Origin of the sequence: Erwinia plantamica, from assembly GCF_043420595.1 — a bacterium.
Taxonomy (GTDB): domain Bacteria; phylum Pseudomonadota; class Gammaproteobacteria; order Enterobacterales; family Enterobacteriaceae; genus Erwinia; species Erwinia aeris.
This window is the reverse complement of the sequence record NZ_JBGCUC010000028.1, coordinates 1-24,611: the sequence shown is the minus strand read 5'-3', so window position 1 is coordinate 24,611 and position 24,611 is coordinate 1. Positions and strand designations below refer to the sequence as shown.

Annotated in this window: 20 protein-coding genes and 4 tRNA genes; 19 read left to right on the top strand and 5 right to left on the bottom strand. The window is 57.8% G+C overall.

Features of this window, described 5'->3' with window-relative positions; all coding sequences use genetic code 11:
• Nucleotides 1–3: 3 nt before the first annotated feature.
• Nucleotides 4–1,548, top strand: a complete 1,545-nt coding sequence (ilvA, locus tag AB3U87_RS20920; protein ID WP_253457172.1) for a threonine ammonia-lyase, biosynthetic — start codon at nt 4–6, stop codon at nt 1,546–1,548.
• Here the strand turns inward: ilvA and ilvY are convergent.
• Complete coding sequence (gene ilvY, locus AB3U87_RS20915; RefSeq protein ID WP_125290740.1) at nt 1,545–2,426, bottom strand: HTH-type transcriptional activator IlvY; 882 nt, start codon at nt 2,424–2,426, stop codon at nt 1,545–1,547. The two genes, ilvA and ilvY, sit on opposite strands and share 4 nt — an antisense overlap.
• Before the next feature lie 155 nt (nt 2,427–2,581).
• Here ilvY and ilvC point away from each other — a divergent pair, with 155 nt between their 5' ends.
• The gene (gene ilvC / locus AB3U87_RS20910) at nt 2,582–4,060 is read left to right on the top strand and encodes a ketol-acid reductoisomerase (RefSeq protein WP_253457175.1); all 1,479 of its coding nucleotides are present in this window, start codon (nt 2,582–2,584) and stop codon (nt 4,058–4,060) included.
• A gap of 91 nt (nt 4,061–4,151) precedes the next feature.
• On the opposite strand, the gene AB3U87_RS20905 is transcribed toward ilvC, so the two are convergent.
• Nucleotides 4,152–5,312 carry a M20 aminoacylase family protein gene (locus AB3U87_RS20905; RefSeq protein WP_253457178.1) on the bottom strand — a complete coding sequence of 387 codons (1,161 nt, stop codon included), beginning with the start codon at nt 5,310–5,312 and terminating at the stop codon, nt 4,152–4,154.
• Nucleotides 5,313–5,525: 213 nt separating this feature from the next.
• Nucleotides 5,526–5,807, bottom strand: coding sequence for a peptidylprolyl isomerase PpiC (gene ppiC / locus AB3U87_RS20900; protein ID WP_125290737.1), 282 nt, complete (start codon nt 5,805–5,807; stop codon nt 5,526–5,528).
• Nucleotides 5,808–5,894: 87 nt separating this feature from the next.
• On the opposite strand from ppiC, the gene rep reads away from it, so the two are divergent.
• Nucleotides 5,895–7,919, top strand: coding sequence for a DNA helicase Rep (gene rep / locus AB3U87_RS20895; RefSeq protein WP_253457181.1), 2,025 nt, complete (start codon nt 5,895–5,897; stop codon nt 7,917–7,919).
• A gap of 46 nt (nt 7,920–7,965) precedes the next feature.
• Here the strand turns inward: rep and gppA are convergent, their stop codons facing one another.
• Complete coding sequence (gene gppA, locus AB3U87_RS20890) at nt 7,966–9,450, bottom strand: guanosine-5'-triphosphate,3'-diphosphate diphosphatase (RefSeq protein ID WP_253457183.1); 1,485 nt, start codon at nt 9,448–9,450, stop codon at nt 7,966–7,968.
• Nucleotides 9,451–9,454: 4 nt separating this feature from the next.
• A complete protein-coding gene (rhlB, locus tag AB3U87_RS20885; protein WP_253457186.1) occupies nt 9,455–10,744 on the bottom strand; it encodes an ATP-dependent RNA helicase RhlB in 1,290 nt (429 codons plus the stop codon).
• Between the two features lie 117 nt (nt 10,745–10,861).
• Between rhlB and trxA the strand changes: the two genes are divergently transcribed.
• The 16 genes from trxA to AB3U87_RS20805 all read left to right on the top strand — a co-directional run bounded on the left by trxA (nt 10,862) and on the right by AB3U87_RS20805 (nt 24,610).
• Complete coding sequence (gene trxA, locus AB3U87_RS20880; protein ID WP_125290733.1) at nt 10,862–11,194, top strand: thioredoxin TrxA; 333 nt, start codon at nt 10,862–10,864, stop codon at nt 11,192–11,194.
• A 410-nt stretch (nt 11,195–11,604) separates the two neighbouring features.
• Nucleotides 11,605–12,864, top strand: a complete 1,260-nt coding sequence (gene rho / locus AB3U87_RS20875; protein ID WP_125290732.1) for a transcription termination factor Rho — start codon at nt 11,605–11,607, stop codon at nt 12,862–12,864.
• A gap of 312 nt (nt 12,865–13,176) precedes the next feature.
• Nucleotides 13,177–14,256 (top strand): UDP-N-acetylglucosamine--undecaprenyl-phosphate N-acetylglucosaminephosphotransferase, encoded by a 1,080-nt coding sequence (gene wecA, locus AB3U87_RS20870; RefSeq protein WP_253457189.1) that lies wholly within the window; start codon nt 13,177–13,179, stop codon nt 14,254–14,256.
• Between the two features lie 41 nt (nt 14,257–14,297).
• On the top strand, nt 14,298–15,326 hold the full coding sequence (wzzE, locus tag AB3U87_RS20865; protein WP_394150358.1) for an ECA polysaccharide chain length modulation protein: 1,029 nt from the start codon (nt 14,298–14,300) through the stop codon (nt 15,324–15,326).
• A 45-nt stretch (nt 15,327–15,371) separates the two neighbouring features.
• Complete coding sequence (gene wecB / locus AB3U87_RS20860; protein WP_253457195.1) at nt 15,372–16,502, top strand: non-hydrolyzing UDP-N-acetylglucosamine 2-epimerase; 1,131 nt, start codon at nt 15,372–15,374, stop codon at nt 16,500–16,502.
• A complete protein-coding gene (wecC, locus tag AB3U87_RS20855) occupies nt 16,499–17,761 on the top strand; it encodes a UDP-N-acetyl-D-mannosamine dehydrogenase (RefSeq protein ID WP_253461189.1) in 1,263 nt (420 codons plus the stop codon). Before wecB ends, wecC begins: the two co-directional genes overlap by 4 nt.
• Entirely contained in the window at nt 17,758–18,462 is a 705-nt protein-coding gene (gene rffC / locus AB3U87_RS20850; RefSeq protein ID WP_253457197.1) for a dTDP-4-amino-4,6-dideoxy-D-galactose acyltransferase, read from the top strand. Before wecC ends, rffC begins: the two co-directional genes overlap by 4 nt.
• 4 nt (nt 18,463–18,466) lie before the next feature.
• Complete coding sequence (gene rffA / locus AB3U87_RS20845) at nt 18,467–19,594, top strand: dTDP-4-amino-4,6-dideoxygalactose transaminase (protein ID WP_301253409.1); 1,128 nt, start codon at nt 18,467–18,469, stop codon at nt 19,592–19,594.
• A gap of 1 nt (nt 19,595) precedes the next feature.
• Nucleotides 19,596–20,846 carry a lipid III flippase WzxE gene (gene wzxE / locus AB3U87_RS20840; protein ID WP_394150356.1) on the top strand — a complete coding sequence of 417 codons (1,251 nt, stop codon included), beginning with the start codon at nt 19,596–19,598 and terminating at the stop codon, nt 20,844–20,846.
• Nucleotides 20,843–21,907 (top strand): TDP-N-acetylfucosamine:lipid II N-acetylfucosaminyltransferase, encoded by a 1,065-nt coding sequence (locus AB3U87_RS20835; protein ID WP_394150354.1) that lies wholly within the window; start codon nt 20,843–20,845, stop codon nt 21,905–21,907. The genes wzxE and AB3U87_RS20835 overlap by 4 nt, the downstream gene beginning before the upstream one ends.
• Nucleotides 21,904–23,262 carry an ECA oligosaccharide polymerase gene (wzyE, locus tag AB3U87_RS20830; protein WP_394150352.1) on the top strand — a complete coding sequence of 453 codons (1,359 nt, stop codon included), beginning with the start codon at nt 21,904–21,906 and terminating at the stop codon, nt 23,260–23,262. The genes AB3U87_RS20835 and wzyE overlap by 4 nt, the downstream gene beginning before the upstream one ends.
• Nucleotides 23,263–23,277: 15 nt before the next feature.
• On the top strand, nt 23,278–24,018 hold the full coding sequence (gene wecG, locus AB3U87_RS20825) for a lipopolysaccharide N-acetylmannosaminouronosyltransferase (RefSeq protein ID WP_253457211.1): 741 nt from the start codon (nt 23,278–23,280) through the stop codon (nt 24,016–24,018).
• A gap of 168 nt (nt 24,019–24,186) precedes the next feature.
• A tRNA-Arg gene (locus tag AB3U87_RS20820) sits at nt 24,187–24,263 on the top strand.
• Nucleotides 24,264–24,337: 74 nt separating this feature from the next.
• Nucleotides 24,338–24,413 (top strand) — tRNA-His (locus tag AB3U87_RS20815).
• 10 nt (nt 24,414–24,423) lie between these two features.
• Nucleotides 24,424–24,510 (top strand) — tRNA-Leu (locus AB3U87_RS20810).
• A 26-nt stretch (nt 24,511–24,536) separates the two neighbouring features.
• Nucleotides 24,537–24,610: transfer RNA gene (locus AB3U87_RS20805), tRNA-Pro, on the top strand.
• The last annotated feature ends 1 nt before the right edge of the window (nt 24,611 follow it).

The following is a 24,611-nucleotide window of genomic DNA, read 5'->3' as shown; positions in this document are numbered from 1 at the left end:
AACATGGCTGAGTCTCAACCGTTATCCGCCGAGCCTTGCGGCGCGGAGTATCTGCGAGCGGTACTCCGTGCGCCGGTTTACGAAGTTGCGCAGGTCACGCCCCTACAAAAGATGGAGAAAATCTCCTCTCGTCTTGGTAATACGGTACTGGTTAAACGCGAAGATCGTCAGCCGGTGCACAGCTTCAAAGTGCGCGGCGCCTACGCGATGATCGCTTCGCTTAACGAGGAGCAAAAGGCCAGCGGCGTGGTGACCGCTTCGGCGGGCAATCATGCCCAAGGCGTAGCGCTGTCGGCGACCCGGTTGGGGATTAAATCTCTGATCGTCATGCCGGTAGCGACGGCTGATATCAAAGTAGAGGCCGTGCGGGCGTTTGGCGGTGAGGCTTACCTGTTTGGCGCCAATTTTGACGAAGCGAAAGCGAAGGCGCTGGAGCTGGCGGCACAAAAGGGCTACACCTTTGTGCCGCCGTTCGACCATCCGATGGTGATTGCCGGACAGGGCACGCTGGCGATGGAGCTGCTGCAACAGGATGCGCATCTCGACCGTATTTTTGTGCCCGTTGGCGGCGGCGGCCTGGCGGCTGGGGTGGCGGTGCTGATCAAACAGCTGATGCCGCAGATCAAGGTCATTGCGGTGGAAGCGGAAGACTCCGCCTGTCTGAAAGCGGCGCTGGAAGCGGGCGAGCCGGTCGATCTGCCGCGCGTCGGGCTGTTTGCCGAAGGCGTGGCGGTGAAGCGGATCGGCAGCGAAACCTTCCGGCTGTGCCAGGAATATCTTGACGACATTATCACCGTGGACAGCGATGCTATCTGCGCGGCGATGAAGGATCTGTTTGAAGACGTGCGTGCCGTCGCGGAGCCTTCCGGCGCGCTGGCGCTGGCGGGCATGAAAAAATATATCCAGCAGCATCAGATCAAAGGCGAGCGGCTGGCGCATGTTCTTTCCGGCGCCAACGTCAATTTTCACGGCCTGCGCTACGTTTCCGAACGCTGCGAGCTGGGGGAACAGCGTGAGGCGCTGCTGGCGGTTACGATCCCCGAGCAAAAGGGCAGTTTTTTGAAGTTCTGCCAGCTGCTGGGCGGACGCGCCGTTACCGAGTTTAACTACCGCTTCGCGGACCCGGACAACGCCTGCATTTTTGTCGGCGTGCGGCTGACGCGCGGTCTGGAAGAGCGACATGAAATCCTGCAGCTGCTGAACGAAGGCGGTTATAAGGTGGTGGATCTCTCCGACGATGAAATGGCGAAGCTGCACGTGCGCTATATGGTCGGCGGTCGCCCGTCAAAGCCGCTTAAAGAACGGCTTTACAGCTTTGAGTTCCCGGAAGCGCCCGGCGCGCTGCTGCGCTTTTTGCAGACGCTGGGCACCCACTGGAATATTTCGCTGTTTCACTATCGCAGCCACGGTACGGACTATGGACGCGTGCTGGCGGGATTCGAGCTGGGCGAGAACGAACCGCAGTTTGAAGAACATCTGGCGGCTCTGGGCTATGATTGTCATGACGAAACCCATAACCCGGCCTTCAGCTTCTTCCTGGCGGGCTAAAGCAGGCTCCAGAACGCATCAATCAGCGGCTCGTTGAGCCGCTTTTTCTGTACGCAGACGCCCAGCTCCAGCGGCGCGACAATATCAATATTTTCCAGTTCCAGAATACGGTTACGGATCGGCTCCGGGCTGTTCTCCAGCACCACGTCCGGGATCAGCGCCACGCCGCAGCCCAGCGCCACCATCGAGACGATAGCCTCATGCCCCGCCACGGTGGCGTAAATCAGCGGACTGGCGATGCGGCGGCGACGGAACCAGAGATCGATACGCTGTCGGGTCGGCCCCTGGTCGGGCAGGATAAACGGGATCTGCGGCCAGTCCGGTTCCGGCTGGCTGGCCTGGCTACGAACCGGACAGGGCAGCGCGGGCGCGATCAGCACCAGCGGGATCGGGCCTAAGGCCGTAAAGCCAATGCTGGCGGGCAGCGTTTCCGGCCGTCCGGCGATGGCGATATCGGCTTCGGCGCTCTGCACCTTATCCACTGCGTCGGCAGGATCGCCGGTGGTCAGTTTGATCTCCACCAGCGGGTGTTCAGCGCGAAAGCGATCGAGGATCGGCGGCAGATGGCTATAGGCCGCCGTTACCGAGCAAAACAGACGCAGCTCGCCGCTCAGCGACGGGCCGTGCTGGCCAATGGCGTGACGCAGCTGCTGATATTGCAACAGCGTTTGCTGGGCAAACTGGCGCAGCTGTTCTCCGGCGTCGGTCAGCGTAACGGTGCGGTTGTCGCGCAGAAACAGCGTCTGGCCCAGGTCTTCCTCCAGCCGCTGGATCTGGCGGGAAAGCGTAGAAGGGCTAACGTGCATCGCCCGCGCGCTGCGGCCAAAATGACGGCTTTCGGCCAGATGCAGGAAGAGTTTCAGATCGCGTAAATCCATGCGCTTGCGGCCTCATTTTAGCGTTGCAGTATTTGCAATATGACGTTGTTAATATATCAATTTAAGCAATACATTTCCTGTCATATGATGGGGATTAAGAGGGTGATACGGCATCACCGATAAAATAAAAGACGAACACAACCTCAGGAGTTCCCATGGCTAACTATTTCAACACGTTGAACCTGCGCAATCAGCTGGCGCAATTAGGTAAATGCCGCTTTATGGCGCGCGATGAATTTGCGGACGAAGCAAGCTACCTGAAAGGCAAAAAGGTCGTGATTGTTGGCTGTGGTGCTCAGGGTCTGAACCAGGGCCTGAATATGCGTGATTCCGGGCTGGATATCGCCTATGCGCTGCGCGCGGAAGCCATCGCGGAGAAACGCGCTTCCTGGCGTAAAGCGACGGAAAACGGTTTTAAAGTCGGCACCTATGAAGAGCTGATCCCACAGGCGGATCTGGTGGTAAACCTGACGCCGGACAAACAGCATACCTCGGTAGTGCGTGCCGTACAGCCGCTGATGAAAGACGGCGCGGCGCTGGGCTACTCGCACGGTTTTAATATCGTAGAAGTCGGCGAGCAGATCCGTAAAGACATTACCGTCGTGATGGTTGCGCCAAAATGTCCGGGTACGGAAGTGCGTGAAGAGTATAAGCGTGGCTTCGGCGTGCCTACGCTCATCGCCGTTCACCCGGAAAACGATCCAAAAGGCGAAGGCATGGCGATTGCCAAAGCCTGGGCAGCCGCAACCGGCGGCCATCGCGCGGGCGTGCTGGAATCGTCCTTCGTGGCGGAAGTGAAGTCCGACCTGATGGGCGAGCAGACCATCCTGTGCGGCATGTTACAGGCTGGTTCGCTGCTGTGCTTCGACAAGCTGGTGGCGGAAGGCACCGATCCGGCCTACGCGGAAAAATTAATCCAGTTCGGCTGGGAAACCGTGACCGAAGCGCTGAAGCAGGGCGGCATCACGCTGATGATGGATCGCCTCTCTAACCCGGCTAAGCTGCGCGCTTTCGAGCTGTCTGAACAGCTGAAAACCATTATGGCGCCGCTGTTCCAGAAGCACATGGACGACATCATCTCCGGCGAATTCTCTTCCGGCATGATGGCCGACTGGGCCAACGACGACAAAAAACTGCTGGGCTGGCGTGAAGAGACCGGTAAAACTGCTTTTGAAACCGCGCCGCAGTTTGAAGGTAAAATCGCCGAGCAGGATTATTTTGACGAAGGCGTGGTGATGATTGCGATGGTGAAAGCGGGCGTTGAGCTGGCGTTTGAAACCATGGTCGCTTCCGGCATTATCGAAGAGTCTGCCTACTACGAATCGCTGCACGAGCTGCCGCTGATCGCCAACACTATCGCTCGTAAGCGTCTGTACGAGATGAACGTGGTGATCTCCGACACTGCCGAATACGGTAACTATCTGTTCTCTTACGCGGCTGTTCCGCTGCTGAAAGAGTTTATGAGCACGTTACAAACGGGCGATCTGGGCAAGGCGACGGCAACCACGACTACGGTGGATAACGCGCAGCTGCGTGACGTTAACGAAGCTATCCGCAACCATCCTATCGAATCCGTTGGCCGCAAGCTGCGTGGCTATATGACCGATATGAAACGTATCGCGGTAGCGGGCTAACCGCGCTGCTGATAACCAAAGGCGTGGTAATTTGCCGCGCCTTTGGCGTTTTTACCGCCTTATCTTATCCTCCCGCCGGTGGCTGCTGCCGTTATTGCAGATAGCGCTGCGTCAGCAAACACCAGAATGCGGCGGCAGTCACGATAATGTCGTCATTAAAATCGTAGCCGGGGTTATGCACCATCGGGCCATCGCCAGCGCCCACCATCAGGTAAGCGCCGTGGGGATGGGCCTCCAGCAGAAAAGCAAAATCTTCGCTGCCCATTAGCGGCGGCATATCGGTACAAATCAGCGACTCGTCGACCAGCTCACGCGCCACGCCGATAGCAAAATCGGTTTCCTGTTCGCTGTTAATCAATACCGGGCTGCCGCTGACGTGCACCACCTCCGCGCTGGCGTTAAAACTTTCCGCCTGCAAACGGGCAATATCCTGAATACGTTGCAGCAATAGCTGGCGCACCTGAGGATCGAGCGCTCTGACGCTCAGCTTCAGCACCGCCTTTTCATTGATGATATTGAACGCTTCGCCGGACTGGATACTGCCGATAGTGACCACTGCCTGGGCGAAAGGCGACACGTTCCGGGAAACTATTGTCTGGAGGGCTATAGCGATATGGCAGGCGACCAGAGTGGCATCCACGCCTTTTTCCGGCATAGCGGCATGAGCGCCCGCGCCGGAAACGATAATATCCAGCCTGTCGGAAGAGGCCATCACGGCATGTTTTTTAAAGTAGAAGGATCCGCAGGGCAGACCAGGCATATTATGCAGGCCAAACAGCGCATCGCAGGGGAATTTTTCCAGCAGGCCGTCGCGAAGCATCGCTTTTCCCCCGCCGGACAACTCCTCCGCAGGCTGAAAAATCAGCCGGAGTGTACCGTTAAAGTTTCGGTGACGGGCCAGATATTCCGCCGCGCAGAGCAGAATAGCGGTATGGCCGTCATGACCGCAGCCGTGAAACTTTCCGGCGGTTTTGCTGCACCAGCTTTTGCCGCTGATTTCCTGCATCGGCAGGGCATCCATATCGGCGCGCAGCCCCAGCGTTTTTGTGCCGCTGCCTGCTTTTAACGTGGCGACCACGCCGGTTTTTGCCATTCCCTGATGCACGCTGTAGCCAAACTCCCGCAGCTTTGCCGCCACTCGCTCGCTGGTACGCTGCTCTTCAAATCCCGTTTCCGGATGCTGGTGCAAATCGCGGCGAAACTGCGTCCAGACAGCTTCCCTTGTCTTTAAAGCCTGCAATAACGAATGCATATCTCTCTCCATGAGTTAATTATCCGGCTTATCCTGCCATGACTGGCGCAACGGAGTCTGTGAGTCCGGCCTGGTTTATCGTGAGCTGGCCGCTATTAGTGCCGCGAGAGTAAGCAAGCGCGGGAAAGAAGGGGAACGCGGAAAGAAGAGGAAGCAAAAACAGCTTCCGCAAGCACGACGGCCAGCGGAAGCTGTTGCGCAGGCAAGGCCCGCTTAATTACGGTACAGCACCTTGATGATGTGATAGCCGAACTGCGTGTGCAGCGGGCCGTAAGGCGTGATAAGCGGGCAGGAGAACACCACTTTATCGAAAGCCGGCACCATCGCGCCCTGTTTGAACTCGCCTAAGTGGCCGCCTTTTTTGCCAGACGGGCAGATAGAGTGCTTTTTCGCCAGTTTTTCAAAATCTGCGCCCTGTTCCAGCTGTGCCAGAAGGTCCTGAGCCAGTTTCTCTTCCTTTACAAGGATATGGAGTGCTGCTGCGGTTTTTGCCATGATCGTACCTTGAGTCGTATGGATGCTGCTGGCTATACTACCACGCTGTGATTTCTTTCCCTCTGTCATTTCATCGAGTAAACCCCTATGCGTCTTAATCCTGGTCAGCAACACGCCGTCGAATTCGTCACCGGGCCCTGTCTGGTGCTGGCCGGCGCCGGCTCGGGCAAAACGCGCGTGATCACCAACAAAATTGCCCATCTGATCCGCGAATGCGGCTATCAGGCTCGCCATATTGCGGCGGTGACTTTTACCAATAAAGCCTCGCGCGAGATGAAAGAACGCGTGGCGCAAACGCTGGGCCGCAAAGAGGCGCGTGGCCTGATGATTTCCACTTTCCATACGCTGGGTCTGGAAATTATCAAACGCGAATACGCCGCATTGGGCATGAAGTCCAACTTCTCGCTGTTTGACGATCAGGATCAGCTGGCGCTGCTGAAAGAGCTGACCGAAGAGTGGCTGGAAAACGATAAAAATCTGCTGCAACAGCTGATCTCTACGATCTCGAACTGGAAAAACGATCTGCTGGATCCTGCGCGCGCGGCGGCGGCGGCGCAATCCGAGCGCGACAAAATTTTCGCTCACTGTTACAGCCTTTACGATCGGCATCTGAAAGCCTGCAACGTGCTGGATTTTGATGACCTGATCCTGCTGCCGACGCTGTTGTTCCAGCGCAATCTGGAAGTGCGCGAGCGCTGGCAGCAGCGTATCCGCTACCTGCTGGTGGATGAGTATCAGGATACCAACACCAGCCAGTACGAGCTGGTGAAGCTGTTGGTCGGTGCGCGCGCGCGTTTCACGGTGGTAGGCGACGACGATCAGTCAATCTACTCCTGGCGAGGCGCAAGACCGCAGAACCTGGTGCTGCTGAAAGAGGATTTTCCGGCGTTACAGGTTATCAAGCTGGAGCAGAACTACCGTTCTTCCGAACGTATCCTGAAAGCGGCCAATATTTTGATCGCCAATAACCCGCACGTGTTTGAAAAACGCCTGTTCTCAGAGCTGGGCTATGGCGCGGAGCTGAAAGTGGTGACGGCCAATCACGAGGATCACGAGGCCGAGCGCGTGACGGGCGAGCTGATAGCGCACCATTTTATCAACAGGACGCAGTACAAAGATTACGCCATTCTCTATCGCGGCAATCATCAGTCGCGCGTCTTTGAAAAAATGCTGATGCAGAACCGCATTCCTTATCGCATCTCCGGCGGCACCTCGTTCTTTTCGCGGCCGGAAATCAAAGATCTGCTCGCCTATCTGCGCGTGTTGACCAATCCTGACGACGACAGCGCCTTTATGCGCATCGTTAATACGCCACGGCGTGAAATTGGCCCCACCACGCTGCGCAAGCTGGGCGAATGGGCGATGCAGCGTAATAAAAGCCTGTTCACCGCCAGTTTTGATATGGGGCTGGGCCAGACGCTGGCCGGGCGCGGGCTGGAATCGCTACAGCGCTTCACTTTCTGGCTGCAGGAAGTCGCGCAGCTGGCGGAGCGGGAGCCGGTGGCCGCCGTGCGGGATTTGATCCGCGGCATTGATTATGAAAGCTGGCTGTTTGAAACCTCCGCCAGTCCAAAAGCCGCCGAAATGCGCATGAAAAACGTCAATACGCTGTTCCAGTGGATGACCGAAATGCTGGAAGGCAGCGATATCGACGAGCCGATGACGCTGACGCAGGTGGTGACCCGCTTTACGTTACGCGACATGATGGAGCGCGGCGAAAGCGAAGAAGAGGCGGACCAGGTACAGCTGATGACGCTGCACGCTTCCAAAGGGCTGGAGTTTCCCTATGTTTATCTGGTCGGCATGGAGGAAGGGCTGTTGCCCCATCAGAGCAGCATTGATGAAAACAATGTGGAAGAGGAGCGTCGGCTGGCCTACGTCGGCATCACGCGTGCGCAAAAAGAGCTGACCTTTACGCTGTGTCGCGAACGCCGTCAGTATGGCGAAGTGATCCGTCCGGAGCCAAGCCGCTTTCTGCTGGAGCTGCCGCAGGACGATCTCAACTGGGAAACGGAACGCAAGGTGGTCAGCCCGGAACAGCGGATGCAGACCGGGCAAAGCCGCGTAGCGGGACTGCGGGCGATGCTGGATAAGGCAAAAAACACCGGATAGGCTTTTGGCGGGTGAAGCAAGGGGACGCAAGCTGTCCCCTTATTCTTTAGCTGACGGTCAGCGGCCAGTGCACATAGCTCTGCCAGCGGCTTTCCTGCTCCAGCAGTTCTGCCCGCAGCGGATGCGCTTCCAGCCAGCCGTTCGGCAACGTCAGCTGTAGCGCGTCGTCATCGGCATGGAGCCGCACGGCAGGCAGCGTATCGTCACGGCGACGGCTGGCGAAAATAATCGCCAGCCGCAGCAGCCGGCACATTCTTTCCGCCATGCGCGGCGGTACGGCGTTTTGCTGGCTGAGCAGCGCCAGGTCGATCCCGTTGACCTGGTTTTGCAGCAGCGTGGCCAGCAGCTTTTTCTGCGCCGGAGTAAAGCCCGGCAGATCGAGATGGCGAACCAGATAGGCAGCGTGCTGCGGCGCCTGTTTAAAATCGACGCTGAGGCCGATTTCATGGATCAGGCAGGCGCTGTTGAGCAGCTCCCGACAGCGTTCATCCAGCTTCCAGCTGTGGCTGACCTGACGGCCAAAGCTCTCCGCCAGGGCGCGCACGCGTTCCGCCTGTTCGGCATCAATCACGAAACGACGCTGAATGTTATGCAGGGTACGGCTACGGATATCCCGATCGACCGGCAGCCCGAGCATTCCGTATACCAGCCCTTCGCGCAGCGCGCCACCGGCCAGCGTCATGCTGCTGATGTTCAGCTCGGTGAAGATGGCGATCAGAATAGAGAGGCCGCTGGGGAAAACCAGCGCGCGCTCCAGCGTCAGTCCTTCGATTTCCAGCTCTTCCAGCTTGCCGCACTGAATGGCGCGCTGTTTCAGCTGCTGGAGCTTGGCAAGCGTAATGCGTTCGTCCATGCCCTGCGCCATCATGATTTCCTGTAGCGCCTGCACGGTGCCGGAGGCGCCGACGCAAATTTCCCAGCCCTGCTCGCGCAGTTTTGAGGCAACCGGTCGGATCATGTCGCTTGCTGCCTGTTCCGCCGCGGCAAAATTATCTTTACCGAGGTGGCGGTCGCCGAAATAACGCTCCAGCCAGGTGACGCAGCCCATCGACAGGCTGAACAGAGCGCCGGGCTGTGCACCGCTGCCGGTAACCAGCTCGGTGCTGCCGCCGCCAATATCGACCACCAGCCGCTTATCGGAGCCGCCGGTGGTGTGCGCCACGCCCTGATAGATCAGACAGGCTTCTTCCTCGCCGCTGATCACATTGATGGCGCAGCCCAGAATGTTCTGCGCCCTGGAAAGAAAAGCCTCTGCGTTGGCGGCCAGCCGCAGCGTCGCCGTAGCGACCACGCGGATTTGGTCCGTGGGAATATCCTGTAGCTGTTCCGAAAACAGCGCCAGGCACTGCCAGCCGCGCGCCATTGCCTCGTCAGAGAGGCGGCTGTCGCTGTCCAGACCGGCCGCCAGGCGGACTTTGCGTTTGATACGCGCAACGGTCTGGATACTGCCCGCCACCTCGCGCACCACCAGCATATGAAAGCTGTTAGATCCTAAATCTATTGCAGCATAAAGCGATGAGGCGCTGGGCATGGCGTTAACCTGAACGTTTGCGGTTATTATTGCGCGGCGGGCCGCTGCGGCGCGGGCCGCTACTGCGACGCGGGCCGGTACCGGAACGGCTGCGTGTCAGGCGCTTCGGCGGCGGCAGATCGGTCATCAGCGCATCGCTGTTGTAGCGGCTTACGGTGATGCTGTGGCCGATATATTCTTCAATCGCCGGCAGGTTCAGCGCATATTCTTCACAGGCCAGGCTGATTGAGTGCCCGTTGGCGCCCGCGCGGCCGGTACGGCCGATGCGATGCACGTAGTCTTCGCGATCGTCAGGCAAATCGTAGTTAAAGACGTGCGTCACCGCAGGAATATGCAGGCCGCGCGCCGCCACGTCAGTGGCCACCAGGATATCCACGTCGCCTTTGGTAAAGTCGTCCAGGATACGCAGGCGTTTTTTCTGAGCCACGTCGCCGGTCAGCAGGCCAACGCGATGGCCGTCCGCGGCCAGATGGCCCCAGATATCTTCACAGCGGTGTTTGGTGTTGGCAAAGATAATGGCGCGATCCGGCCACTCTTCTTCCAGCAGGGTTTGCAGAAGACGCATTTTTTCTTCATTAGAAGGATAAAAAAGTTCTTCCTTAATGCGATGCCCGGTTTTTTGCTCCGGCTCGACTTCCACATATTCGGCATTGTTCATGTTTTCGAACGCCAGCTCGCGCACGCGGAAGGAAAGGGTAGCGGAGAAGAGCATATTCAGACGCTGGTTCGCCGCAGGCATCCGACGGAACAGCCAGCGGATATCTTTGATAAAGCCCAGATCGAACATCCGGTCGGCTTCATCCAGCACCACGACCTGGATCGCGCCCAGATTCACGTGGTTCTGTTTAGCGTAATCGATCAGCCTGCCGGTGGTGCCGATCAGAATATCGACGCCGCTCTCCAGCACTTTCAGCTGCTTATCGTAGCCGTCGCCGCCGTAGGCCAGCCCCAGCTTCAGGCCGGTCACCTGCGCCAGCGGTTCCGCATCGGCGTGGATTTGCACGGCCAATTCGCGGGTTGGCGCCAGGATCAGCGCGCGCGGCTGATTGACCTGACGGCCTTCCGGCGCGGGGTGAGAAAGAAGATGATGGAACGTTGACGTTAAAAACGCCATCGTTTTCCCGGTACCGGTTTGCGCCTGTCCCGCTACATCACGCCCGTTAAGGGTGAAAGGCAATGCCAGCGCCTGAATAGGCGTGCAGTTATGAAAGCCTTTATTTTCAAGGGCTTCAATGACCTGAGGGTGCAGGGCGAAGTCGGAAAACTTCTGTTCGGTTAAGTGTGTTTTGCTCATAGTGTGGTAGAATATCAGCTTACTATTGCTTTACGAAAGCGTATCCGGTGAAATAAAGTCAACCTAAGTTGGCAGATTTTACGCCAGGCAGCCAGGCATAATCTTTTGGAGTAAGACATGAGCAGCGATAAAATTGTCCACCTGACCGATGACAGCTTTGAAACCGACGTCCTGAAAGCAGAAGGCTTGACGCTGGTCGACTTCTGGGCAGAATGGTGCGGTCCGTGCAAAATGATCGCCCCGATCCTTGACGAAGTCGCCGAAGAATACGACGGCAAACTGACTATCGCCAAACTGAATATCGACGAAAACCCAGGCACCGCGCCAAAATACGGGATCCGCGGTATTCCTACTTTGCTGCTGTTTAAAGACGGCGAAGTCGCGGCAACGAAAGTGGGCGCACTTTCTAAAGGACAGCTGAAAGAGTTCCTGAACGCGAACCTGGGCTAACCAGCTCTGCTGCTGCGGTGGGCCATATGCGCTCACCGCAGGCGCGAGTCTGCTTCCCGCTTCGGTTTTCTTTTTGCCTCGTTCATATTTTTAGCTCATCGCTAGACGTTTGCCATAGAGCGTGCTAACTTACTTTTACTGCATTACGCACTTACCTGTAGTTTGAATCTAATATTTACTCCTTGTTGAACACTGTTTTCCTCTGAATGTAACAAATGTTCAGCAATCTGACGGTTAGTATCCAGAATTTCCGGCACCTTGTCCTTACCGTCTCCCCGTATCGGATCCGCGTATTCCTGCACGCGATGATCGGGAGTCTGACAAGACAGCCATTAACAGGCATGGATTTTTCGCCATACCATTGACGACAAACATTTCGAGATTTACCCCGAGTTTAAGAACCCACCATTATGAATCTTACCGAATTAAAAAATACGCCGGTTTCTGACCTGATAACACTCGGCGAAAATATGGGGCTGGAAAACCTGGCGCGCATGCGCAAACAGGACATTATCTTCGCCATCCTTAAACAACACGCGAAAAGCGGCGAAGATATCTTCGGCGACGGCGTACTGGAGATATTGCAGGATGGATTTGGTTTCCTCCGCTCTGGAGACAGCTCCTACCTCGCCGGCCCTGACGACATCTACGTATCCCCCAGCCAAATTCGCCGCTTTAACCTCCGCACTGGTGACACCATCTCCGGCAAGATCCGTCCGCCGAAAGAAGGCGAGCGCTATTTTGCCCTGCTGAAGGTTAATGAAGTTAACTTTGACAAGCCGGAAAATGCCCGTAACAAAATCCTGTTTGAAAACTTAACGCCGCTGCACGCTAATTCGCGTCTGCGCATGGAGCGCGGCAACGGGTCTACCGAAGACTTAACCGCACGCGTACTGGATTTGGCTTCGCCAATCGGTCGCGGCCAGCGTGGTCTGATCGTGGCGCCGCCAAAAGCGGGTAAAACCATGCTGCTGCAGAACATCGCGCAGAGCATCGCCTATAACCATCCTGACTGCGTGCTGATGGTGCTGCTGATTGACGAACGTCCGGAAGAAGTAACCGAGATGCAGCGTCTGGTGAAGGGCGAAGTGATCGCCTCTACCTTCGATGAGCCGGCTTCCCGCCACGTGCAGGTCGCTGAAATGGTGATCGAGAAGGCCAAGCGTCTGGTCGAGCATAAAAAGGACGTTATCATCCTGCTCGACTCCATCACGCGTCTGGCTCGCGCCTACAACACCGTGGTGCCGGCTTCCGGTAAAGTGCTGACCGGTGGTGTGGATGCCAACGCCCTGCACCGTCCAAAACGCTTCTTCGGCGCCGCGCGTAACGTGGAAGAGGGCGGCAGCCTGACCATCATCGCTACCGCGCTGGTCGATACCGGTTCGAAGATGGATGAAGTCATCTACGAAGAATTTAAGGGTACGGGCAACATGGAACTGCATCTGGCGCGTAAAATCGCCGAGAAGCGCGTGTTCCCTGCTATCGACTACAACCGTTCCGGTACGCGTAAAGAAGAGCTGCTTACCAGCTCTGAAGAGCTGCAGAAGATGTGGATCCTGCGCAAAATCATCCATCCAATGGGTGAGATCGATGCGATGGAATTCCTTATCAACAAGCTGGCGATGACCAAAACCAACGACGAATTCTTCGATATGATGAAGCGTTCGTAAGTCGGCCGGTCTGCTGGAAAAAAAGAGGGTTGAGCGATCAACCCTCTCTTTTTTTGGCCTGTTTTTGTGCGAATTCACCGCAGAAGCCGGAAAAAGAAGAAAACTCGGGGAACGCCGCGCTCAGACGTGGCGTTTTTCGTTTATGGGCTATACGATGTTGCCACTGGAGAATTAAATTAAAGGTGCGGCGGGCAGGAAATCGGGCGGTGAGGCTGGATTTTTCCCGTGGCACAATGGACATCAGAATCAGACAGCGGTTTGTGGCACAGAAATTGCTATAACACTGGGATTCTTAGCAGAGAGCTGGTTAATGTGAATTTACTCAATATGAGTACTGAGCTTGCTTTAATATTTTTGTTTTCGCTGGTGTTTCTCTTTTTCGCCCGTAAAGCAGCCAAGAAAGTGGGTCTTGTGGACAAGCCCAACTATCGCAAACGTCACCAGGGCGTTATTCCTCTGGTTGGCGGCATCTCTGTTTTCGCCGGCATCTGTTTTAGCTTCGCGGTGACCGATTACTACATTCCCCATAGTCTGCTTTACCTGAGCTGCGCTGGCGTGCTGGTGCTGGTCGGAGCGCTTGATGACCGCTTTGATATCAGCGTAAAGATACGCGCCTGCGTTCAGGCAGGCATCGCCGTGGTGATGATGACCATGGCCAAACTCTATCTGCTCAGCCTGGGCTTTATTTTTGGCCCCTGGGAGCTGATCGTCGGGCCTTTCGGCTACGTGCTGACGCTGTTTGCGGTCTGGGCGGCCATCAACGCTTTTAATATGGTGGACGGTATCGACGGTCTGCTGGGCGGCCTGTCCTGCGTCACCTTCCTGGCGATGGGCATTATTCTGTTCGTGGACGGGCAGCAAAGCCTGGCGATGTGGTGTTTTGCGATGATCGCCGCCATTATCCCCTATATCCTGCTTAATCTTGGCGTTTTCGGCCGTCGCTACAAGGTTTTTATGGGCGATGCGGGCAGCACGCTGATTGGCTTTACCATTATCTGGATCCTGCTGGAGGCGACCCAGGGACAAAGCCATCCCGTCACGCCCGTCACGGCGCTGTGGCTGATCGCCATTCCGCTGATGGATATGATCGCCATTATGTATCGCCGCCTCAGCAAGGGCATGAGCCCGTTTTCCGCCGATCGCCAGCACATTCACCATTTGATTATGCGCGCCGGGTTTACCTCGCGGCAGGCCTGCTTTCTGATCACGCTGGCGGCCGCGCTGCTGGCCGGCGTCGGCGTGCTGGGCGAATCGCTGAGCTTTGTGCCGGAGTGGCTGATGCTGGTGCTGTTTTTACTGGCTTTTATGCTCTACGGCTACTGTATTAAACGCGCCTGGCGCGTGGCGCGAATGCTGAAAAGAGTCAAAAGAAGGCTGCGCAAAGCCCGCTAGACCGTTTCGGACCTCTTTACCCTGGACAAGGAATATCATGTATGACGCATCCTGACGTTGCAGAGAACGAGCTGGATATTCGCGGGCTGTGCTGCACGCTATGGCGAGGAAAGCGGTGGATTATCGGCAGCGCGCTGCTTTTTGCCCTGCTGGCCTGGCTCTGCTCGCTGCTGATCACGCCAAAATGGAGCACCACGGCGGTCACCGATCGTCCCACCGTCAATATGTTGGGCAATTACTACTCGCAGCAGCTGTTTCTGAACAATCTGGACAGCCGCAGCAGCAGCACGCCCATCGTTGCGCCCGCCATTGCGGACGAAGCCTATCAGGAGTTCGTGATGCAGCTGGCGTCTTATGACACCCGCCGCGAGTTCTGGCTGCAAAGCGACTACTACAAACAGCGGCAGAGCGGGCAGGCTCGCGACGATGCCGCGCTGCTCGACGAGCTGATCGCCAATATTCAGTATCAGCCCGGCGATGCGGCAAAAAGCCTGAATGACAGCGTCAAGCTGATTGCGGAAACCGCGCCGGCGGCCAACATGCTGCTGCGCCAGTATGTCGCTTTTGCCGGCCAGCGCGCCGCGCAGCATCTTAACGCCGAGCTGGCAGGCGGCTGGGCCGCCCGCGCTCAGCAGCTGAAGGCGCAGGTGCAGCGGCAGGAAGCGGTAGCGAAAGCCATCTATGACCGCCAGATCAACAGCGTGCAGCAGGCGCTGAAAATCGCGCAGCAGCAGGGCTTCGAGCAGGCGAAAACCAGCACGCCTTCAGAACAGCTGCCCGATTCCGAGCTGTTTCTGCTGGGCCGCTCGCTGTTGCAGGCCCGCCTGGAAAACCTGCAGGCCAGCGGGCCGACCTACGATCTGGACTATGATCAAAACAGAGCCATGCTGAGCACGCTGAATGCCGGGCCGAAGCCGGATAATGCTTTCCAGACCTGGCGCTATCTGCGCACGCCGGAAGAGCCGGTGAAGCGCGACAGCCCACGTCGCCTGTTTATGATGATCATGTGGGGTGCCGTAGGCGCGCTGGTTGGCGCGGGTACCGCTTTGCTACGCCGACGTCGCGGTTAAGCGCCGATTTATAGTTACCTGACAGACGAAGGAAAGAGAACAACAGTGAAAGTATTAACTGTTTTTGGCACGCGCCCGGAAGCGATAAAAATGGCTCCGCTGGTTCATGCACTTGCCCAGGATGGCGAGATAGACGCGCGTCTGTGCGTTACCGCGCAGCATCGTGAGATGCTGGATCAGGTGCTGCAGCTGTTTGCTATCGTCCCCGATTACGATTTGAATATTATGCGGCCAGGCCAGGGGCTGACGGAGATCACCAGCCGTATTCTGGAAGGGCTGAAAGGCGTGTTTACGGAGTTCAGGCCGGATGTCGTGCTGGTGCACGGCGATACCACCACGACGTTCGCAGCCAGCCTGGCGGCTTTTTATCACCGCATTCCGGTGGGGCATGTGGAGGCCGGACTGCGTACGGGCGATCTGTATTCGCCGTGGCCGGAAGAGGCCAACCGCACGCTGACCGGGCATCTGGCGACCTGGCACTTCCCGCCGACGGAAACGGCGCGGCAAAATCTGCTGCGCGAAAATCTGCCCGCCGCGCGCATGTTTGTTACCGGCAACACGGTGATCGACGCGCTGTTTTGGGTACGCGATCGCGTGTTAAGCGACGAGCAGCTGCGTAACGGCCTGGCGACTCGCTATCCCTTCCTTGAGGCTGATAAGAAGCTGATCCTGGTAACGGGACACCGTCGGGAAAGCTTCGGCGACGGCTTTGAGCGCATTTGCAGCGCGCTGGCCGATATCGCCCGCCGCCATCCCGAGGCGCAGATCGTTTATCCGGTGCACCTGAATCCTAACGTCAGCGAGCCGGTCAATCGTATTCTCAGCGATATCGACAACGTAGTGCTGATCGAGCCGCAGGAATACCTGCCGTTTGTCTGGCTGATGGATCGTGCCTGGCTGATCCTGACCGATTCCGGCGGCATCCAGGAAGAAGCGCCTTCGCTGGGCAAGCCGGTGCTGGTGATGCGTGATACCACCGAACGCCCGGAAGCGGTAGACGCAGGCACCGTCAGGCTGGTAGGCACTGACACACAAAAAATCGTTCGCGAGGTGACGCGCCTGCTGACGGACGAAGAGGCTTACCAATCCATGAGCCGCGCCCATAATCCCTATGGCGACGGCCTGGCCTGCGAACGTATTGTGCAGGCCCTTAAAAACAATCGGATTTCTTTATAATGTTCAATACCATTTCTGTTATCGGGCTGGGCTATATTGGCCTGCCTACCGCTGCGGCTTTCGCCTCCCGCCAGAAAAAAGTGATCGGCGTGGATATCAACACGCGGGCGGTCGAGACGATTAATCGCGGCGACATTCATATCGTGGAGCCGGACCTGGACGTGGTGGTGAAAACGGCCGTGGAGCAGGGCTATCTGCGGGCGACCACCCGGCCAGAGCCGGCGGACGCTTTTCTGATCGCAGTGCCGACGCCGTTCAAAGACGGACACCAGCCGGATCTCGCCTGGGTCAAAGCGGCGGCCGAGTCCATCGCGCCGGTGCTGAAAAAAGGCGATCTGGTTATCCTGGAATCGACCTCGCCCGTGGGCGCGACGGAGCAGATGGCCGAGTGGCTGGCGATGGCGCGCAGCGATCTGGCTTTTCCTCAGCACGCGGGCGAAAAAGCCGACGTGCAGATCGCCTATTGCCCGGAGCGCGTACTGCCCGGCCAGGTGATGGTCGAGCTGATTAAAAACGACCGCGTGATCGGCGGCATGACGTCGCTTTGCTCGCAGAGAGCGTGCGATCTCTACAAAATATTCCTTGAGGGCGAGTGTGTGGTCACTAACTCGCGCACCGCTGAGATGTGCAAGCTGACGGAAAACAGCTTCCGCGACGTCAATATCGCCTTCGCCAACGAGCTGTCGCTGATCTGTGCCGATCAGGGCATCAGCGTCTGGGAGCTGATCGCGCTGGCCAACCGCCATCCCCGCGTCAATATTTTACAGCCCGGCCCTGGCGTCGGCGGCCACTGCATCGCCGTGGATCCGTGGTTTATCGTGGCGCAGAATCCGGTACAGGCTCGCCTGATCCGCACCGCGCGCGAAGTTAACGACAGCAAGCCGCACTGGGTGCTGGAGCAGGTGAAGAAAAAGCTGGCCGAGTGCCTGGTCGCCAGCGACAAACGCCCCAGCGAGCTGACCATCGCCTGCTTTGGCCTGGCCTTTAAGCCCAATATCGACGACCTGCGGGAAAGTCCGGCAATGGAAGTGGCGCAGATGATCGCCGACTGGCATCAGGGCGTCACTCAGCTGGTCGAGCCGAATATTCACGAGCTGCCGAAGGGGATGCCGGAGAGAAGCGTGCTGGTTACGCAGGAAGAGGCGTTACGCCAGGCGGACGTGCTGGTTATGCTGGTGGATCATCAGCAGTTCAAAACCATCGACGTCGAAGGCCTGCGCTCGCGCTGGCTGGTGGATACCAAAGGCCTCTGGCGATGAACGCCACCGCTTTGCCGGGACGCGTCGAACCGCTGACGTGGGAAAACGCGTTCTTCGCTATCAACAGCGCCCTGCTGACCGTCGATCTGCACGAGGCGCCGATCGATGAAGCGTCGCTACGGCAATATGACCTCGTCCAGGCGAAAATCCTGTCGCAGCAGACGGCGGAGCTGGATGCGTTAAGCGCGCTGGGGTTTCGCTTTGTGGAAGGCGAAGCGGATTTCGTGCTGGGTATCGGCGTGGGCGGCAGGCCGGAAGGCATTCGCATTGCCCGTAAGGAACATATTCCGGCGCTGCGCGAGGTAGCCAGCAGCGCTTTTGCCTTCAGCCGCTTTCGCGCGCCCTGGTATAAAGCGGAAGACAGCGGGCGATTCTATGCGCAGTGGGTGGAAAACGCTGTACTGGGGACTTTCGACCATCAGTGCCTGATTGCCGTCAACGACCAGGGCGAACTACAGGGTTTCGTCTCACTGCGCGAGCTGGCCGACGGCAGCGGCAGGATCGGCCTGCTGGCGACGCTGCCTGAGGCGCAGGGACTGGGCGTCGGTCAGCGCATGATCGAGGCCGCCATTGACTGGTGTCGCGCGCGACGCCTGACGCGTCTGCATGTTGCCACTCAGCTTGGCAATCTGCCGGCACTCCGACTTTATCATCGCTGCGGCGGCGTAATTGAACGCACCGCCTGGTGGCTCTACAGGTAATTTTATGATCCCGTTTAATGCCCCACCGGTGGTGGGAACCGAACTTGAGTATATGCAGTCCGCGATGGGCAGCGGCAAGCTGTGCGGCGACGGCGGCTTTACCCGTCGCTGCCAGCAGTGGATGGAAAACCGGTTCGGCAGCCGCAAGGTGCTGCTGACGCCTTCCTGCACCGCCTCGCTGGAGATGGCCGCCATCCTGATCGACATTCAGCCCGGCGATGAAGTGATTATGCCGAGCTACACCTTCGTCTCTACCGCCAACGCCTTTGTGCTGCGCGGCGCGACTATCGTGTTTGTCGATATCCGTCCCGATACGCTCAACATCGACGAAAAACTGATCGAAGCGGCCATCACCGAGAAAACGCGCGCGATCGTGCCCGTGCATTACGCGGGCGTCGCCTGTGAGATGGATACGATCATGGCGCTGGCGGAAAAGCATAAACTCTATGTGATTGAAGACGCGGCGCAGGGCGTAATGGCTACCTACAAAGGCAAAGCGCTGGGCACGATTGGCCATATCGGCTGCTTCAGCTTTCACGAAACCAAGAACTATACAGCGGGCGGCGAGGGCGGCGCGACGCTGATCAACGATTCGGCGCTGGTGGAAAGAGCAGAAATTATCCGTGAAAAAGGCACCAACCGCAGCCAGTTCTTTCGCGGCCAGGTGGATAAATACACCTGGCGGGATATCGGCTCCAGCTACCTGATGGCCGATTTGCAGGCCGCTTATCTCTGGGCGCAGCTGGAAGAGGCCAAACGCATCAACGAGCAGCGCCTGCGCCTGTGGCAGAACTACTACGACGCGCTGCTGCCCGTCGCCGCCAGCGGACGAATTACGCTGCCGACCCTTGCGGCAGATTGCCAGCACAACGCGCATATGTTCTATATCAAGCTGCGCGATAACGACGACCGCAACGCGCTGATTAACTGGTTAAAAGAAGCGGAAATCCTGGCCGTATTTCACTATATCCCGCTGCATTCGTCACCGGCCGGGCAGCGTTTTGGCCGTTTTCACGGGGCGGATCGCTACACCACGGCGGAAAGCGAACGCCTGCTGCGGCTGCCGCTGTTTTACAACCTTTCCGACAATAACCAGAAAACGGTTATCAACTCGCTGCTGAGCTGGTTCTGATATGTCGCTGGCTAAAGCTTCGGTGTGGACGGCAGCGTCCACGCTGGTAAAAATCGCTGCCGGTCTGCTGGTGGTCAAGATGCTGGCCGTGTCCTTTGGCCCGGCGGGCGTGGGGCAGGCGGGCAACTTTCGCCAGCTAATCACCGTGCTGGGCGTGCTGGCTGGCGCAGGCATCTTCAACGGCGTCACCAAATACGTGGCGGAATATCAGCAGCAGCCTGCCCGGCTGCGCGCCGTAACCGGCACGGCGTCGGCAATGGTGCTGGGCTTCTCTACGCTGCTGGCGGTGGTTTTCCTGCTGTTTGCCGAACCGGTCAGCGTCGGCCTGTTTGGTCACGGCGGCTATGCGAACGTGGTGCGGATGCTGGCTTTTGTGCAGGTCGGCATCGCCTGGGCCAACCTGGCGCTGGCGGTGATCAAAGGCTTTCGCGATGCGATGGGCAACGCGCTGTCGCTGATCGCAGGCAGCCTGATCGGCGTGGCGGCGTGGTTTGTCTGCTACTGGCTGGGCGGCTACAGCGGCGCGCTGATCGGCATGGCGCTGGTTCCGGCGCTGGTAGTGGTGCCCGCGGCGCTGTTGCTGGCAAAGCGCGACCATCTGCCGCTGCATTTCCTTAAGCCGCAGTGGCACGGCGACATCGCGCGTAGTCTGGGTAAATTCACGCTGATGGCGCTGATGACCGCCGTAACGCTGCCGGTCGCCTGGGTGATGATGCGTAATCTGCTGGCGGCGCACGACGGCTGGGAGCAGGTCGGTCTGTGGCAGGGCGTAACCAGCATCTCGGACGCTTATCTGCAATTTATCACCGCCTCTTTCAGCGTCTATCTGCTGCCGACGCTGGCAAAGCTGACCGATAAAAAAGCGATCTCGCGCGAGATCCGGCGGTCGCTGAGCTTTGTGCTGCCTGCGGTGATGGCGGTCAGCCTTACCGTCTGGCTGCTGCGCGACGTGGCGATCTGGCTGCTGTTTTCCAGCAGGTTCACCGGGATGCGCGACCTCTTTATCTGGCAGCTGACCGGCGACGTTTTTAAGGTAGGCGCTTATGTGTTCGGCTATCTGGTGATTGCCAAAGCCTCGCTGCGTTTTTACCTGCTGACGGAAGTCAGCCAGTTTCTGCTGCTGACGCTGTTTGCCTGGTGGCTGATCCCACTGCACGGCGCTGTCGGCGCGGCGCAGGCCTATATGGCAACCTACATCGTCTATTTTGCGCTTTGCGCTGGCGTATTTTTTCTTTATCAAAGACAAGTATGACAACACTGATCCACGTTCTTGGCTCGCCGATTGAGCACCACAACCAGACCGTTCTGCGGTTTTTTAATGACGTCATGACCCAGGCCGCGCCGTGCAATGAACAGCGCCAGTTTTGGGTCGTGGGCGAACCTGCGACGGCGTTTCCCTCACTGGCTATTCGCTGGTTTAAGGATAAAAAAAGCATTGCTGAGGCAGTAACTGCCCGCGCACAGGCCGATCGACAGACGCGCTTTTTCTTTCATGGCCAGTTCAATCCGACGCTGTGGCTGGCGCTGCTGCTGCGCAAAATCCGGCCTGACCAGGCGTACTGGCATATCTGGGGCGCCGATCTCTACGAGCAGGCTGGCGGCCTGAAGTTCCGTCTGTTTTACGCCATGCGTCGTCTGGCGCAAAAGCGCATCGGTCATGTCTTCGCCACGCGCGGCGATATCGCCTTTTTCCAGCAGCGTCAGCCTACCGTGCCCGCTTCGCTGCTCTATTTCCCGACGCGCATGGCGCAGGTCGCATTGCCTGATGCGCCAAAAAACAGCGAGCTGACCATTCTGGTCGGCAACTCCGGCGATGCCAGCAACCGTCACCTTCAGGCGTTGCAGGAAATCCATCAGCAGTTCGGCGAGCGGGTGAACGTCATTGTGCCCATGGGCTACCCGGCAAATAACGACGCTTATATCCAGCGCGTGCGGGAAGCCGGCGCGGCGCTGTTTGGCGCCAGGCTGAACGTGCTGACCGAAAAGCTTGATTTTACGGCTTACCTGGCGCTACTTGCCCGTTGCGATTTGGGCTACTTTATCTTCGAGCGCCAGCAGGGCATTGGCACGCTGTGTCTGCTGATCCAGGCCAACATTCCGTTTGTTATCAACCGTAAAAATCCTTTCTGGCAGGATCTGACCGGGCAGCAGGTGCCGGTGCTTTTTGCCGGTGATAAACTAACACCGGAGCTGATCGCCGAAACAAAGCGGCAGATGGCCGGCATGGATAAAGCCGCCATCGCCTTTTTCGACCCGACCTTTGTGGCGGGCTGGCAGCAGGCGCTGGCGCTGGCGGAAGGAGCAACGGCATGATTTTTTCACAGTTTGCAGGCCTGCTGTCGGTCTGGCTGCTGTCGCTGGGGCTGATTTTGACGCTGACCTGGCGAGAGTTTCGGCGCGTGCGGTTTAACTTCAACGTCTTCTTCTCGCTGCTTTTTCTGCTGACCTTTTACTTTGGCTTCCCGCTGACCTGCGTGCTGGTGTTTGGCTTCAATGTGCAGGTGGTGCCTGCGGATTATTTGCTGCAGGCGATGCTTGCCGCAACCTGCTTCTACGCTATCTATTATGTCAGCTATAAAACCCGGCTCAGGCAGGCGACGGAAAGGCCCGCTCGCCAGGTGTTCACCATCAACCGCGTTGAGGCGCACCTGACGTGGAGCATCCTGGCGCTGATTGCGCTGGGCACGGTGCTGGTGTTCTTTCTGCATAACGGTTTTCTGCTGTTTAAGCTGCACAGCTACAGCCAGATTTTCTCGGCAGAAGTGTCGGGCGTGGCGCTGAAGCGCTTCTTCTACTTCTTTATCCCGGCGATGCTGGTGGTCTACTTCCTGCGTCCCGGCCTGAAAAGCTGGCTGCTGTTCCTGGTGGCTACCGTCGCTTTTGGGCTGCTGACCTATGCGATTGTCGGCGGCACGCGCGCCAACATCATCATCGCTTTCGCGCTGTTTCTTTTTATCGGCATCATCCAGGGCTGGATCACGCTGTGGATGCTGGCCGCCGCAGGCGTCGCGGGCATCGTTGGCATGTTCTGGCTGGCGCTGCGCCGTTATAACCTCGACGTCAGCGGCAGCGAGGCGTTTTACACCTTCCTTTACCTGACGCGCGATACCTTTTCGCCCTGGGAAAATTTGGGTCTTCTGCTGCAAAATTACGACAAAATCGAATTCCAGGGGCTGGCGCCCATCGTCCGGGATTTCTACGTCTTTATTCCGGGCTGGCTGTGGCCGGACAGGCCTTCGGTGGTACTGAACAGCGCCAACTACTTTACCTGGGAAGTGCTGAACAACCATTCCGGGCTGGCGATCTCGCCGACGCTGTTAGGCTCGCTGGTGGTGATGGGCGGCGTCTGGTTTATTCCGCTGGGCGCGGTGGCGGTAGGCATGATTATCAAATGGTTCGACTGGCTGTATGCCAAAGGACGTCATGAGGATAATCGCTACAAGGCCGCCATTCTGCAAAGCTTCTGCTTCGGCGCGGTTTTTAATATGATCGTGCTCGCCAGAGAAGGGCTGGACGCCTTCGCCTCCCGCGTGGCGTTCTTCTGCCTGATTTTTGCGGCGGCGGTGGTGGCAGCCAAGCTGCTCTACTGGTTGTTCGACAGCGCGGGCGTAATCCGTGCGCGGCCGGTGCGCCATCCGGGCGCAAAAACAAAACCTGTTAGCCAGTAACTTTAAGGACCTGTCATGGACTCCGCTTTTACGCCGCCGCACTACCCGATCCGCGGCATTACGCTGTTGGGCTTTCGCGATATGGCCGAATTCCTTGATTATCTCTGGCTGGGGGAACGCCTGAAAAGCGGCACGCTGGTGGCTATCAATGCGGAAAAGGTGCTGACGGCGGAAAGCCGCCCGGAAATTCATCGTCTGATCGACGAGGCGGAATATAAGTACGCCGACGGCATCAGTATCGTCCGCTCCATCCGCAAAAAGTATCCGCAGGCTAAGGTTGCGCGTATTGCCGGAGCCGATCTGTGGGAAGGACTGATGGAGCGTGCCGGCCGCGAAGGCACGCCGGTTTTCCTGGTCGGCGGCAAGCCGGGCATTTTGTCCCAGACCGAAGAGAAGCTGAAGCGCCAGTGGAACGTCAATATCGTTGGCTCGCAGGACGGCTATTTCGCGCCTGCCGATCGGGAAGCGCTGTTTGCCCGCATCGCCGCCAGCGGCGCAAAGATTGTCACCGTGGCGATGGGATCGCCGCGTCAGGAGATCCTGATGCGCGACTGCAAGGCTCTCTACCCTGATGCGCTCTATATGGGCGTAGGCGGCACCTACGATGTTTTCACGGGCAACGTGAAGCGCGCGCCGAAAATATGGCAGAGAACGGGCTTTGAGTGGCTTTATCGGCTGATCGTGCAGCCTTCGCGGATTGGAAGGCAGCTCAGCCTGCTAAAATACCTGCGTTATCACCTGCGCGGCGATCTTTAATTAACGGCTTTTAAACGGCCTCATCGGTTAAAAGACAAGCATTAACGCGCTAAAACGCCTGTAGTTTAGACAGAACGCACAAAGCGTAAGCAAACGGAATTTTTTGTGCAAAAAGCACTGGACAGGATCGGCTCGAATCCGTAGTATGCCCATCCGCAACGGCGCTACGCGCCCGTAGCTCAGCTGGATAGAGCGCTGCCCTCCGGAGGCAGAGGTCTCAGGTTCGAATCCTGTCGGGCGCGCCATTAAGTTTGTGCGCAAGAGCTGCGGTGGTAGTATTACCGCGTTAGGTAGTAAAGCAGTACGAGTAACAGGTGTGGTGGCTATAGCTCAGTTGGTAGAGCCCTGGATTGTGATTCCAGTTGTCGTGGGTTCGAGTCCCATTAGCCACCCCAGATTTTGTATGCGAAGGTGGCGGAATTGGTAGACGCGCTAGCTTCAGGTGTTAGTGTTCTTACGGACGTGAGGGTTCAAGTCCCTCTCTTCGCACCACAAAATCTTTAGCAGTACGCAGTTTTCGGCGAGTAGCGCAGCTTGGTAGCGCAACTGGTTTGGGACCAGTGGGTCGGAGGTTCGAATCCTCTCTCGCCGAC